Raw genomic sequence first — 13,571 nt, forward strand, 5'->3', positions numbered from 1 at the left:
GGCCGTTAAGCCCGGCAGCGCCGATGGTACTGGCCCTCGAGGCCGGAAGCGTAGGTCCCCGACTGCTCTTTAAATTATTACAAAAACCCTTCATGCTCACCGCATGAAGGGTTTTATTATTGGTAATAGAAACATAAGAGCGTAAAAATATGTTGGAGTTATCTTAGGGCGTTTTTACCAAGATAATATATTCGGTATATTGCTTATCTAACATTCTAAAGCTTTATTAAAGAAGCTAAAACCTCTTTAATCTGATTGAAAGGGATATGGATTTTTCAGAATATATAAATCATTACAAAAATAAACTTCATAGTTTATTCAATGTTAAAGATGATATAGATGATCTTAGTTTGGAGCGCGGTTTGCCTGATGAAATTTTTAACGAAGTAATGGATTGCAAGCCGTTGAGCGTATTTATCCCTGAAGAATATGGAGGGCGAGGAGCTCATACACACGAAGCTCTGGCCATGCTTGAAGCAAGTTCTTATGAATCCCTTCCGTTATCTCTGATGATGGGAATAAATGGCGCCCTATTTCTACAGCCGGTGATAAACTATGGCTCTGAAGAAATAAAACAACCTATCTTTGATCGATTTCTCCATGAAAATAATATGGGCGGTTTAATGATTACGGAGCCTGATTTCGGTTCGGATGCCCTTCATATGGAAACCTCTTTCAAGAAAACAGAAGGCGGTTCATATAAGATTACCGGAACAAAACACTGGGCTGGATTAACAGGCGCAGCTGACTTTTGGCTTATTACAGCACGAAAAGCGAATGGAGATGGAGAGTTGGGCAGAGATATCGGTTTTTTTGTTCATGATAGTCGACGTGGCGGTATTGAAGTCGAAGAATATTATAAAAATTTAGGGTTGTATATGCTCCCTTATGGACGGAATAAAATAGATATTACCGTCCCTGAAAAATATAAGTTGCAGCCTAAATCTATAGGAATAAAAATGATGCTGGATATTTTGCATCGAAGTCGTCTCCAGTTCCCTGGAATGGGTATCGGATTCTTGAAACGGATGATGGATGAAGCAATAGCACATTGTAAACAGCGGTATGTGGGAGGACAAAGCCTATTTAATTATGGACAGGTAAAGAAACGCCTAAACAGGCTCCAATCGTCATTTACAATCTGCTCGGCCATGTGCGCATTTACCGGTCAAAATGTGCCGATTACGAAAGATGTTTCAAATATGGATCTTACGGCCAATGCGATTAAAACGTATACAACTGATTTAATGCAACAAGCTGCCCAATCACTCTTACAGCTTACCGGAGCAAAGGGGTATCGGCTTGATCATATTGCTGGTCGTGCATTAGTTGATAGTCGTCCGTTTCAAATTTTTGAAGGCTCAAATGATATTCTTTACCAGCAAATATCAGAGTCGGTCTTAAAACAGATGCGCAAGCTTAAATTAAAGAACTTATATGAATTTCTCAGCGAATATAAGTTAACTGAGCGTGCATCTGACTATTTTTCTGACCTTTTGGACTTCCAAATCAATAACAAGCTGGCCCAAGATAAATTAGTGGAGTTAGGCCGAATCTTGAGCCGCGTTATATCCCTTGAGTTTACATTGCGGTTAAGCGATAAAGGTTTTAATAAGAAATTAATTGAAAATGCTATAAAAACTTTGCGTACAGATGTTGAGCGCAGAGTATCTACCTTTGTAAATGAAAAGGCACCGGATGTTGTAGAAGACTATGAGGAATCAAGCTCTTGGCTTGAATCTATTTTACCTCAATACGCCCACTCCTAATGATAGTTTTGTTAATACAACTCTGCCTGGGTCATGGATAAAGTAGTAGTGCTAACTGGCGCTGGAATGAGTGCCGATAGCGGACTCAAAACTTTTCGCGATTCTGATGGCCTGTGGGAGGGACACGACATCCGGGAGGTTGCTACGCCACAGGCTTGGCAACGAGACAAAGAACTGGTGCTTGAGTTTTATAATCAGCGTAGAAAGCAGGAACATTCTGTTGATCCCAATGAAGGACATAAAGCGCTGGCACAACTCGAGGAATCCTATGACGTGACTATTATTACCCAAAATGTTGATTCTCTCCATGAAAGAGCTGGTTCCACGGATGTAGTACACCTGCACGGCCAGTTGTCTAAAGTTCGCAGCGAGAAAGATCCTTCGTTAATTTATGATATTGGTGGCGACACTATCGAAGTGGGAGATACCGCGGAAGATGGTGAACAATTAAGGCCGCATGTTGTTTGGTTTGGTGAGCCGGTACCAAATATGGAAAAAGCCGCAACGATTGTACCCCAGGCAGATATCCTTATTGTTATAGGAACTTCGCTCGTTGTATATCCAGCAGCAGGTTTGGTAGATTTAGTTTCTGACAATATTCCCAGATATATCATTGATCCGAATTTTCCTGAATTACGTGATTTATCCAGATGGAATCATATCAAAAAACGGGCTGCTGAAGGAACGCCTAAGCTGGTAGAAGAATTACTAGAAAGTTAATGCACAATTTTGTTTAAAGAGTAGATTAAATTTATGTCTGAGTATAAAGCGACGGAAGAGGAAAAAGAAGTTTTAGAAAAATATCTTTTACAATTTCTCAATCTTGAAAAAAGGTTTCCTCTGTTGCCCGGTATAGAAAATGAAGAAGCAATGGCGGGATTAATGGGATTGGAACTGGAAGAATTGCAGAAACTTCGTAACCGCTTTGCCCAAAATGCCAAAGAAGCAGCTGTTGAGCTCCTTGAAGATCCTGAAATTGCTGAATGGATTGAAGAGTTACCATTTGAAAAAGGAGATACTATTGTTGCTTTGGGAGATTCTATCACCGATGATCTACAGGGATGGTTTAACATCTTTGCTCATGTATTGGAGATTGGGCTCGAAGATCCAGGTTTCAATTTTATAAATAGTGGTGTTTCCTATAATACCTCAACGGATGCATTGAAACGGCTAAATCGTGATGTACTGGATCATGGCCCGGATTGGGTAATTGTAGCACTCGGTACTTTTGATGCCCAGCGGCTGCATGTATCACCAGATCGACCGCTGGTATCACTTGCTGATTACTGGGAAAATTTGAATACCATCGAAGAAAATGTGAATGAGGTTACTGACAATCCGCTTATTTGGCTTACACCACCTCCTGTCATCACTGAGATGCAGCAGCAGATTCGCCTTTTCCACTTTGATTTATTTGAGGAAGATTTGGCAAAGATTCGCGAGATCCTTACGAGTAAAAAAGGGTATATCGTAGATCCTATGGGTACGCGTATGAATGATGAAGATGAGCGCGTCAGTGAAGAGGAAAACGAAGGGGAAAATGAAGGCCCTGCCGCATGGAATTATCTGAGTGACGGACTTCATCCCTCACTTTCAGGTCACACGAATACGGTTAAAGAATTAATCCGTTTTCTAGCTCTGGCCAAGGAGCCGGAAGAAGGAGCTAGCTTAGAAACACCGGATGATTATGAAGGTACAGATGAATAAGATCAGAGGTTAACCTTCAGTTTTAATACCTGCATTGATGGATGATAGGTAGTGCTGACTGTATTTGTTGAGATATTTTTTTGAGTAGTTAGTTCAGGATTTAACATTCCCACTTGTAGCGATTCATCTTTATTACGATAGGTGAGAAGTCCGCTGACATTGTTTGGGGATGAGTATGATGCAGCCTGCGCAAAATCAGGTCCCTCTGTAAGCATAAAAGCGTCTATCAGTCCGAATCCAAAGCCTATCCACGCCCCTGAACCGGCTCCATATTGCACAGCAGTCCCCAGCGGTTCTTGAAGAATCAAAGATATTGATGAAGCAATTATGGCACCACCCGCAGCACCATATACCGTATCTAATAACACCAGAACAGAGGAATTTGTAGCATCATTAAATGTACCGGAGATGTAAAATTGTTGACCTTGTGTGGTTTTAGTGATGTCATAAATTCCTACTCCGATTCCATACAAAGTTCCTGCTCCAAGACCCACTCGTGCCGGACCAAATTCGTTGGTATTTTGAAGAGCCATTGTAGCTCCCCCCAAAATTACCCCGTTCATAGCTCCATTTAGAGTGTTACCCGCCAATAGCTCAAGTGTTTGGGCTTTTGTGGAGTTGCAAAAGAGGCTACCTGCAAAAATAAAAGTTAAAAATAAAAGTAGATGTTTTTTCACGACTCTTGCCTTTAGTGAATTTTAGGACAAATGTAGAAATTTTACTACAAGATTCCCATTTCTTTCACTACTCCGGATCTTCAAGAGCCACAGGTAATATTTTCCCGTTATAGAAAGCAGATCCATTGAGGGCAAAGTCAGCAATATATTCTCCCATCTCCCGAGCTGTAACAGGAGCTTCGATACCGGGAAATGCCTGTTCCAGCATCTCCGTTTGTACGGCTCCAAGGCATAGTGCATTAGCTTTAATATTTTGCTCAGACAGTTCAGTAGCCAGACATTCGGTGAGAATACTGAGTGCTCCTTTTGAAACGCTATACGCTGAGAGCCCAGGGAACTTGGCGCTTCCCTGAAAGCCTCCCATACTACTAATGTTGAGGATATGAGCACCTTCGGCAAAGAAGGGAAGCAACTGCTTTGTTATTTGAATTGCACTTATAAGATTACTTTCAATTTGGGAGCGCCAATCATCCAGCGTTAATTCAGCAAAGGGTTTATTAATTAGCGCTCCTGCATTATTTATTAAAATATCTGCTTGCCCGAATTTCTCTTCAACTAATTTCACAAGTTCTGAAATATCCTTTTCCTCTGTGAGATCAGTCGGCTGAGCAGTAATTTTGTCGGGAGCGGTTTCTTTAAGTTTTTGTAGAAGATCAGCGGATCGTGCTACAGAAATAACCTGATGTCCGTTTCGGGCTAACTGTTGAGATGTTTCAAAACCAATCCCTCGGCTTGCACCTGTAACAATAGCAGTTTTTGACATAGTTAAAAGAAATTTTTTTCTGAAGGTACAAATCGAATATCGTCCTTACAATTCCTGTTTATCCAAAAAGATTTGTTTGGTTTACATTGTTAATCTGACCATTTTTGACCATATTTATAGCCGGTTGATATAGTAATCAGGCAATCTCATAATACAACACTTACAGTTCTATGGTTGGTTCTGGCAATCGTCCATTAGTCCCCAATAACATCCGTGATTTATCCCCTTATGTAGCAGGAAAGACGATTACAGAGGTTGAGAATGAGTATCAGCCACCGCAGATTTCAAAGTTAGCATCTAACGAAAATCGCTTGGGTTGCAGTCCAAATGTAGAGCCCCAAGTAATAAAAGCTTTGCAGGAGATTCAAGATTATCCTGATCCTATTTCAAAACAGCTGCGTGATGTTTTGGCTGATATAAATAATGTAAAACCCGAAAACATCCTTATTGCTGCTGGATCAGAAAGCATTATTGCTATTCTTTGTCGTACCTTTTTTCTAAATAACGAAGAAGCAATTACAGCCGACACTACGTTTGTCGGCTTTTTTGTTCAGGTTAATATTCGTGGCGTTTCTTTAAAAAAAATTCCTGTTACTTCAGATTATCGTTATGACCTTGAGGCCATGGCGAATGCTATCAGTGCACGCACCAAAATGATCTATATCGCCAACCCAAATAATCCAACAGGAACTTATGTAACGGATTCTGAATTCAGACGATTTATGCGACGGGTACCTGATGATGTTTTGGTAATTATGGATGAGGCTTATTACGAATTTGCAAGAGATATGGGCGATTATCCCCACTCACTTGATTATGAATACGATAACGTAATTACTCTCCGTACTTTTTCAAAAGCGTACGGCCTTGCTGGTTTCCGTATAGGATATGCCATTGCCAGGGAAGAGATTATCAGCAATATGTCCAAGACGAAGCTTACCTTTGAACCTACAACGCCGGCACAGGCTGCGGCATTAGCAGCATTGGGAGACCAGGCATTTGTAAAAAAGACCAGAGATACTGTTGAGGAAGGTAAACAACGATTATATCAATTTTTTGAAAAACATAATGTTTCCTATATCCCTTCGATATCAAATTCAGTTATGATGATACTGCCTGATGAACAACAGGCGATTAGATTTACACAGGCTATGTTGGAGAAAGGGGTAATATTACGTCGAACAAATTCTTTTGGTTTGCCGAACGGTGTACGTATTACCATTGGTCGTAAAAAAGAGATGAAACACTTTGAGCACAGTTTCGAAGAAGTGCTGGAAACACAAGAATATTAAGAAAAATATTGATTTAAAGATTTATGCCGACAAAGAAAGAAGTGGATCGGGATGTTTCAGAAAAAGTGGCAGCTATTGATTGGCGGCGGATCGCTGAACTGATGCTTGCTTCACGAGCCATGGATGATAAAGAAGAGAATGAACTTGTACCAAATAAAGAAGTGCTTTATCAGTTTTCGGCTCGAGGGCATGAATTAGCACAAATTTTGTTGGGATCACAGCTGAATCATAAACACGATGCTGCCAGTGCGTATTATCGTTCTCGTCCGCTGATGTTGACACTCGGCCTAAGCTTAGAAGATGCCATGGCGGCACCGATGGGTAAATCGGGAGGATACAGCGATGGACGTGATATTGGCGTAGTTTGCAACAAACCCGGATTGGATGGCACCACTGTCTTGCCGATGGCTGGTGATGTCGGCTCTCAGTATACTCCGGCTGTGGGGTGGGCTCAGGGCATCCAATATCACTTAAATGAACTTGGCCACGAAGAATATGAAGGTGCTATTTCGGTGGTTCTTGGCGGTGAAGGTTCAGTAGCGACCAACGGATTTTGGTCGGCCCTGACGATAGCTACCACGCAGGATTTACCTATGTTATTTTTTATTGAAGACAACGGCTATGGCATTTCTGTTCCGGGCGACTTTCAAACTCCCGGAGGAAATATTGCCAAAAATTTATACTCATTTAAAAATATCAGAATATTTGACGGAGACGGTACAGATCCGGTAGAAGCCGCTGATCTTATACAGCAATCGACAGAGTATGTGCGAGCGCGTAAGGGACCTGCTCTTATTCATTTAACAATGCCCCGTCTTAATGGCCACTCTTACCAAGACAACCAGGCTTACAAACCTGATGATCTGCTCAAAGAAGAACAGAAAAACGATCCGTTGAATCATTTAAAGTCGTTTTTGATTCCTGATCAATTATCTGAAAACGAATGGAATAGCCTGGAAAAAAAGACTGAACAGGATATTGAAGAAGCTGCTGAGGCAGCGCTTGCACGACCCGAACCAGATCCCGAAAAGACTGAGCGGTATGTTTTTTCAGAGACAGACGACGGAAAGGAAGATATTCAACTTATCGGCGGTTTAATGTCTTCAGATCACACTTTTCCTGAAAGCTCTGAAACACCCGAATCAGGAAAACAGCGTATTAATATTGTTGAAGCCATCCGAAAAACATTGGATTATGAGCTCGAGACTAATCCCAGATTGATGGTGTTTGGTGAAGATGTAGGAGCAAAAGGAGGGGTTCATGCAGTAACAATGGGGCTGCAGACAAAACATGGAGATTCACGAGTATTTGATACCAGCCTTTCGGAAGAAGGTATTATTGGCCGATCTGTTGGACTGGCCTATTCAGGATTAATGCCTGTAGCTGAAATCCAGTTTCGCAAATATGCTGATCCGGCTACCGAGCAGCTTAATAATTGCGGGACAATTCGCTGGCGTACAGCTAACAAGTTTGCAGCACCTATTGTGGTTCGTATGCCCGGAGGATTTGCCAAATGCGGTGATCCCTGGCATAGTATGAGCAACGAAGTTTTTTTTGCGCATGCTGTCGGATGGCAGATTGTAATGCCCAGCAATGCCCGTGATGCTGTTGGATTGCTCCGCTCGGCAATGCGTAGTAATAATCCCACTATATTTTTTGAGCACCGTAATTTGCTGGATGCCAAATATGCTCGTAAACCTTATCCCGGAGATCAGTTTGTGGTGCCAATTGGAAAGGCTCAAAAACTGCAGGAGGGGGAAGATCTCACCATTGTTACCTGGGGCGCGATGTGTGAACAGGCCGAAGAAGCTATAGATAATATGGATATATCAGCCGATATTTTGGATTTGCGTTCTATTATGCCCTGGGATAAAGAAGCCGTTCTTAAATCTGTAAAAAAAACCAACCGTTGTCTTATTGTTCACGAAGATACCCAAACGGCTGGTTTTGGCGCTGAGATCAGTGCTGTTTTATCGCAACAGGCTTTCAAATATTTGGATGCCCCTATCGAAAGATTAACAATGCCGGATATTCCCGTACCCTATAATGTGGGTTTAATGAACTCGGTTTTGCCAAATGCCGAAAAAATTATAAATAAAATCGATAAGGTTGTTTCATTTTAAAAGAAGGACATAAGGTTTTATTAAATCAAATAACAGATAATCTGTCGGCTATAATCTGATATCCCATACTTCCTGAAAGTGGATATTTAATTTTGTTATTTAGGAGTACAATTTTTGTATATCTGTTAATCCTAAAACCAGTTGGCAAATCGGCGGAAGTTCAAATTTATTTAGATGAAGTTAAGCACTAAACTTATATTAAGTTTTTCAGTAGTTGTTCTGTTGGTGGGAGGTATAGGTATAACCTCATCATATATAAATGAATCGGTTAAAGATCAGGTAACAACAGAGAGCAAGCAAGCGATTGAAGAAGTAAAGCTTGCGGGAGAGATGGGGCTTCAGCTTTATCAGAGTCTGACAAAAACGCAATATCTCCTTGAAGAACAGTATCGCCACAATTTGTCCAGTGATTTTAATGAGAGAGAGCTTTCTAATAAAATGGTAATGGAAGATATTGATAGCTCTATCAAAAATTTTCGTGAAAGTATACAAAATACCAGAGCGCTTATTAAGCAGGATCATTCACTGTTATTTCGCGATACAACCGATACTTCGAAAGTTTTGACGTTGCTCAACAGGTTGGAGAAGAATTTTGATATTTATACTTCCCTTGTGGAGCAACTTCAACAGCTGAGTATCGAAAATTATGATGACGGGAAAGAATTTTTCACAGTAACAATTGAGCCTTATTTTCGGACAAATTTATTGCCTCTGATTGAGGAAGTGCGTAATGAGATTCAGATAAACCACGAGCAGAAAATTGCTGGCCTCAACAGTAAACTCGATCAGGTGAGTTATATGTTAGGCATTGCTACTATATTTGCCCTAGTGGTAGCGATATCACTTACGTTCTTTCTCTATCGATCTATTGCTAATCCTATTAAAAAGCTGGCAGATGCGGCACAGAATATTGCCCGGGGTAATTTGGACGAACGCATAGATTATCAGTCAGATGATGAGCTGGGACAGTTAAGCCAGACGTTTAATAATATGGCTGAGAGTCTTAGTCGTACCACTGTATCCCGTGACTACGTGGATAGTATTATTGAGTCGATGGCAGATCTGTTGGTTGTGACAGATCAACAGTATAACATTTCACGGATTAATTCTGCGGGATTGATGATGTTGAACTGCAAAGAAGAAGAACTATTGGATGAATCGGTGACGACTATATTTAAAGATGGAGAGGATTCAATACTGTTTGATGACGAAAATCAATCTGAAAAGTCGATGATTCAAGGTACTGAACTCTTGATCGATAATGACAAAGAGTTGCCTGTAAATGTTTCAAAGGGGACGTTAAGGGATCGTCAGGGGACGATTGATGGTTATGTGATTGTTGCTAGTAATATTAGTTCAGAAAAAGAAGCCCAAGAAAAAATTAAACAGTCTCTCAAGGAAAAAGAAGTTCTTCTTGCCGAAATCCACCACCGGGTAAAAAATAATTTAGCTGTTATTTCAGGACTTTTGCAGATGCAAATTTGGGAGGCTAAAAATGAAAAGGTAGCTTCCGCATTGCAGCAAAGCCAGCTTCGGGTTCGAAGTATCGCACTTGTACACGAAAAGCTGTACCAGTCTGAGAGCCTGTCATATATCGAATTTGATAACTATATAGAGGATCTACTACAGGCAATAAGCAATACTTATCTTGACGACGAATCGAATATCGAAATTAAAACCAACTTGCAAGATATTATATTGAATGTAAATCAGGCTATTCCTTGTTCATTGCTTATAAATGAGTTGGTGATTAATTCTTTTAAGTATGGATTCGACAAGGGTGAAAAGGGTACTATTAACGTATCAATAGAAAAGATTGAAAGTAAAATAAAATTGACCGTAGAAGATAATGGGCAAGGGTTTCAAAAACTTAAACCAGATTCTGACTCTCCCGAAATTTCTTTGATAGATACTTTAGCCAAGCAGTTAAATGGTGATCTTACCATCAATAATGATAAAGGAGCAAAGATTACTGTATTTTTTGAAAAAGAAGAAGTCATAGATACCTAAAAATTGGGTATTCATTAGATATTTTTAATATATTTTACAAAAGTTTCTTCTTGTTTTTTAAAAATAAGGTATGTGCTTTAGGGGGTTTATGGGATACATTCGGCTTAAATGCAGGGTTCTGTTTTATTGCCTGATTTTTTTATTTGTAGCTATAACTTCTACGGAGGCGCAGCGATATAACTTTAAAACCTTTTCAGTAAGCGAGGGGCTTCCCCATTCCCAGGCACATGCTATACATCAGACTACTGATGGTTATTTGTGGATAGGCTCATATGGGGGGTTGACAAAGTTTGACGGGAGCGAATTTTACACTTATACCACTGAAGATGGTCTTAAAGATAACAGTGTAGAATTCATCTTTGAAGACAGTAAAGAAAATTTATGGGTTGCCACATATGGCACTGGCATCGGAAAAATGGAGGATGACAAGTTTGTCTATCCCTTTAAACATAGTGTGCTGGATACAGCAGATGTATATGCTATAAATGAATTAAGAAATGGAGAGCTTTGGATTGGTACCCGTCAGGCCGGAATTTTTATCTATGACGGATCCACACTAAACCATTTGACCAAAGAGGATGGGTTGGTCAGTAATTTTATTTGGGACTTTTGGGAAGATGAAGAGAGAAATGTCTGGATTGCAACCAATGGCGGGATATCTATACTGCAAGATAACAGGGTAAAAGAGGGTGTTGAATTCGAAAATTTTACTATTGACGATGGTTTGAGCGGAGAAAGTATTTATCGCATCGCTCCGCGTTCAGATGGGGAGGTTTGGTTTGCGAGTAGCAATGGAATTACCGTGTGGGATGGCCAGTCGTTTTCAGCTATTACCGAAATCGACGGTATAGAACTTGATTATATTTATGATCTTATTGCAGGGGCGGACGGATCAATGTGGATAGGCACATATTCGAATGGTGTAATCGTACAGTCTGAAAGCTCTACAAGACATATCACACCCGACAATGGACTAAGCAGTAAATATATTTACGATCTTTATCAGGATCATAATGAAAATATCTGGATAGCTACGGATGAGGCCGGAATTAATCGATATGAGGGAGAAGCATTTACTTTTTATGGAACAGAGTCCGGACTTATTTCTTCGCAAGTTTATAGTATTCATAAAGATAGCAAAAATAGTATATGGGTGGGCACGCGCGAAGGTATATATAATTTCAAAGATGGAGAGTTTAGTGAAGTTCCTTTTCCTGAAGGATATGAAAGTCCTAAAGAGGTTTGGAGTATCGCAGAATTAGACAATGGGGGCATTTTATTTGTTATGCCTGATAATGCCATCTACAAATATGATGGGGAAACTTTTTCTAATTATTCTGAAGCTAATGATTTGGATACATGGTGGATTTATGAATTATTTGTTGATGACAATGATACACTCTGGATCGGAGCTGAAGAAGGATTATTCCATAAGAAAGGAGATGACTTGAGGCATTATACTACAGATGAAGGTCTGTCTTCTAATATCACGTATCAGGTTTACAAACATAAGGGATATCTGTGGATTGCCACATATAATGGCGTCAGCAGGTTTGATGGATCAGAATTTAAAAACTATACCACATCAGACGGTATTTCGCACAGAGATATTTCTTATATCACATCAGATAGTAGAGGCAATCTATGGCTTGGTACGGGAGGAGGCATCACGTTACTGGAACTGGATACTAACGGAGATGTGACTGCCATAGAAAATTTTGGCAAAGAAATTGGTATGAAACTGGAGGCAACGCAAATCCTTTGGTTTGATGATTCCGGAAAGCTTTGGCAGGGTACCAACGGTGGAATTCATCGATTGGATGTTCCTGGATATTGGAAAACAGGAGAGATGGATTTGACCCATTTTAAACTATCGGATGATGGATTGGGTATAGAAACAAATCAAAAAGCAGTATTGGAGTTAGAAGATAACCGGGCCCTTTTTGGAACTATGGAGGGATTGCTTGAAATAAATCCGGATGAAATTAAAGAGGATTCGGAAGATCTCAACCTTCATATATCAGCTATCCAGCGAAATTCTCAGGATATAGAATGGAATGAGTATACCGATTCTCTAACCTACAAATTTGGCCGATTAGCATATCCTGAAGTCACATTTCCGTATGGAGAGCATACGTATACATTTGATTATGAAGCACCTTTTTTTGGAAATCCCTCTAACTTGAGGTATCGGTATAAATTAAAGGGTTTTCAGGAGGAATGGTCGAATCCTACAAATTCTCAACAAGCTGTATTCACAAATTTAGATCCCGGTGAATATGAATTCACCGTCCAGGTAAAAACCGTAAACTCTAACTGGGGAGAAGAAGAAGCACAATTTAAGTTTGCTGTTGCCTATCCCTTTTGGCAGACTTATTGGTTCTATGGATTGATAGTAACTACTTTAGCAGGCTTAATTTATGGATATATCAAATTCAGGATTGGAGTGTTAGAAAAACAGCGACTTGAAAAACTTGTAGATGAACAGACCGAGGATTTGCAGAAGGCATTGGCAGAGAAAGAAGTGTTGATCAAAGAAATTCATCATCGAGTAAAAAATAATCTGGCAGTAATTTCAGGTTTACTTGAATTACAAATGGGCTATGCAGAGGATGAATTTGTAAATCGGGTATTATCTGAAAGTCAACGCCGGGTACAGTCAATCTCTATGATTCACGAAAAATTGTATCAGAACGAGCGGTTGGCTGAGATAGATTTTAAAAAATATGTCCATGAATTAATCGATATTATCTCTTATTCATTCAATTATGCCGAGAAAGAAATTAACGTAAACATCGAAATCGAAGATTTTAAGCTCGGGGTTAATCAAGGAATTCCCTGCGGACTCATATTAAACGAGCTCGTAAGCAATTCTTTTGAACATGCATTCAGTGATCAGAGTCAGGGATCCATTAAAGTAGTGGCTAAAGAGAAAAAAAATAATACTATAACTCTTACTGTGGCTGATAACGGTAAAGGATTGCCGGAAGATTTTAACAGTAGCCAGCGAGAAACATTGGGATTAACCCTTATCGAAACATTATGCGACCAGTTGGGAGGTGACTTTTCTTTTCATAATACGACCCGAGGAGCCAAATTTATACTGGAATTTCAAAAAGAGGAAGCTTCTCCAAAAGTACCCGGTTAGTTTTTTAAAAAAAAATTTTAAAAGCTGAAGGGAATATTGTTTTTTTGAATAATGTGAATAATTCAACAGACACCGGGAATAG

General features: G+C 40.0%; 9 protein-coding genes. 7 read left to right on the top strand and 2 right to left on the bottom strand.

Annotation, left to right across the window (positions count from 1 at the left end; all coding sequences use genetic code 11):
• The first annotated feature begins 266 nt into the window (after positions 1–266).
• The 3 genes from ACT3ID_RS16920 to ACT3ID_RS16930 are packed head-to-tail and all read left to right on the top strand — an operon-like array spanning position 267 to position 3,476.
• Positions 267–1,769: an acyl-CoA dehydrogenase family protein gene (locus tag ACT3ID_RS16920; protein WP_491543243.1), complete on the top strand. Its 1,503-nt coding sequence runs from the start codon at positions 267–269 to the stop codon at positions 1,767–1,769.
• Positions 1,770–1,802: 33 nt separating this feature from the next.
• On the top strand, positions 1,803–2,489 hold the full coding sequence (locus ACT3ID_RS16925) for an SIR2 family NAD-dependent protein deacylase (RefSeq protein ID WP_491543244.1): 687 nt from the start codon (positions 1,803–1,805) through the stop codon (positions 2,487–2,489).
• Positions 2,490–2,522: 33 nt separating this feature from the next.
• Positions 2,523–3,476 (top strand): SGNH/GDSL hydrolase family protein, encoded by a 954-nt coding sequence (locus ACT3ID_RS16930; protein WP_491543245.1) that lies wholly within the window; start codon positions 2,523–2,525, stop codon positions 3,474–3,476.
• Between the two features lie 2 nt (positions 3,477–3,478).
• Here the strand turns inward: ACT3ID_RS16930 and ACT3ID_RS16935 are convergent, their stop codons facing one another.
• Together ACT3ID_RS16935 and ACT3ID_RS16940 are read right to left on the bottom strand one after the other, a co-directional pair.
• Positions 3,479–4,153 carry a hypothetical protein gene (locus ACT3ID_RS16935; protein WP_491543246.1) on the bottom strand — a complete coding sequence of 225 codons (675 nt, stop codon included), beginning with the start codon at positions 4,151–4,153 and terminating at the stop codon, positions 3,479–3,481.
• Positions 4,154–4,220: 67 nt separating this feature from the next.
• On the bottom strand, positions 4,221–4,916 hold the full coding sequence (locus ACT3ID_RS16940) for an SDR family NAD(P)-dependent oxidoreductase (protein ID WP_491543247.1): 696 nt from the start codon (positions 4,914–4,916) through the stop codon (positions 4,221–4,223).
• Positions 4,917–5,086: 170 nt separating this feature from the next.
• Here ACT3ID_RS16940 and hisC point away from each other — a divergent pair, with 170 nt between their 5' ends.
• The 4 genes from hisC (at position 5,087) to ACT3ID_RS16960 (ending at position 13,489) form a co-directional block, all read left to right on the top strand.
• On the top strand, positions 5,087–6,208 hold the full coding sequence (gene hisC / locus ACT3ID_RS16945; protein ID WP_491543248.1) for a histidinol-phosphate transaminase: 1,122 nt from the start codon (positions 5,087–5,089) through the stop codon (positions 6,206–6,208).
• 23 nt (positions 6,209–6,231) lie between these two features.
• Positions 6,232–8,331, top strand: a complete 2,100-nt coding sequence (locus ACT3ID_RS16950; RefSeq protein WP_491543249.1) for an alpha-ketoacid dehydrogenase subunit alpha/beta — start codon at positions 6,232–6,234, stop codon at positions 8,329–8,331.
• Positions 8,332–8,505: 174 nt separating this feature from the next.
• The gene (locus tag ACT3ID_RS16955; RefSeq protein ID WP_491543250.1) at positions 8,506–10,341 is read left to right on the top strand and encodes a histidine kinase dimerization/phosphoacceptor domain -containing protein; all 1,836 of its coding nucleotides are present in this window, start codon (positions 8,506–8,508) and stop codon (positions 10,339–10,341) included.
• An 88-nt stretch (positions 10,342–10,429) separates the two neighbouring features.
• The gene (locus ACT3ID_RS16960; RefSeq protein WP_491543251.1) at positions 10,430–13,489 is read left to right on the top strand and encodes a two-component regulator propeller domain-containing protein; all 3,060 of its coding nucleotides are present in this window, start codon (positions 10,430–10,432) and stop codon (positions 13,487–13,489) included.
• Positions 13,490–13,571 lie beyond the last annotated feature (82 nt).

The sequence above is a fragment of the Fodinibius sp. GM108 genome (assembly GCF_058386985.1).

Coding starts and splice junctions, on each gene's coding strand:
- ACT3ID_RS16960 (WP_491543251.1), top strand. CDS start 10,430: ATGGGATACATTCGGCTTAAATGCAGGGTTCTGTTTTATTGCCTGATT.
- hisC (WP_491543248.1), top strand. CDS start 5,087: ATGGTTGGTTCTGGCAATCGTCCATTAGTCCCCAATAACATCCGTGAT.
- ACT3ID_RS16925 (WP_491543244.1), top strand. CDS start 1,803: ATGGATAAAGTAGTAGTGCTAACTGGCGCTGGAATGAGTGCCGATAGC.
- ACT3ID_RS16955 (WP_491543250.1), top strand. CDS start 8,506: ATGAAGTTAAGCACTAAACTTATATTAAGTTTTTCAGTAGTTGTTCTG.
- ACT3ID_RS16930 (WP_491543245.1), top strand. CDS start 2,523: ATGTCTGAGTATAAAGCGACGGAAGAGGAAAAAGAAGTTTTAGAAAAA.
- ACT3ID_RS16940 (WP_491543247.1), bottom strand. CDS start 4,916: ATGTCAAAAACTGCTATTGTTACAGGTGCAAGCCGAGGGATTGGTTTT.
- ACT3ID_RS16920 (WP_491543243.1), top strand. CDS start 267: ATGGATTTTTCAGAATATATAAATCATTACAAAAATAAACTTCATAGT.
- ACT3ID_RS16950 (WP_491543249.1), top strand. CDS start 6,232: ATGCCGACAAAGAAAGAAGTGGATCGGGATGTTTCAGAAAAAGTGGCA.